Source organism: Streptomyces sp. ISL-99 (assembly GCF_018614005.1).
GTDB lineage: Bacteria > Actinomycetota > Actinomycetes > Streptomycetales > Streptomycetaceae > Streptomyces > Streptomyces flavidovirens.
Window position 1 is genome coordinate 4817 of the sequence record NZ_JAGGPC010000070.1, and the last position, 591, is coordinate 5407.

The 591-nt window shown below is 67.3% G+C and carries 1 protein-coding gene; it reads left to right on the forward strand.

The window, feature by feature from the left end:
* On the forward strand, nt 1–591 hold a 591-nt coding region (locus J7E91_RS31885), incomplete at both ends, for an ABC transporter permease (RefSeq protein ID WP_251016570.1).

Sequence of the window (591 nt, forward strand, 5' to 3'; positions counted from 1 at the left end):
CCGGGTCTCGGCCGCGATGTGTTCACGCAGCTCTTCTACGGCATGCGCACCTCCCTGATGATCGCCACCGCCACCACGATCCTGTGCGTGGTCACCGGCATCCTGATCGGCGTCACCGCCGGTTATCTGGGCGGCAGGACCGACTACTTCCTGGGCCGCTTCATCGACCTGCTGCTCGCCTTCCCTTCCCAGCTGTCGTTCGTCGCCTTCACGCCCGTCGTGTACGCCCTCTTCGTCAGCCCGGAGAAGGAGACGCCGACGTATCTGCGTGTCATCACGCTGATCATCGTGATGTGGGCGCTGGGCTGGATGGGGCTCGCCCGCATCCTGCGGGGTCAGGTGCTCTCGCTGCGCGAGCGGGAGTTCGTGGAGGCCGCGAAGGTGACCGGCGCCTCCCCCTGGCGGATCATCCGCAAGGAGCTGCTGCCGAATCTGTGGACCCCGCTGCTCGTCCAGTCGACGCTGATGCTGCCGACGTTCGTGACGGTCGAGGCCGGGCTGTCCTTCCTCGGCGTGGGGATCATCGAGCCGACGCCCGACTGGGGCCGGATGTTCGCCGCGGGCGCCCGCCACTACGAGAACGACATCACC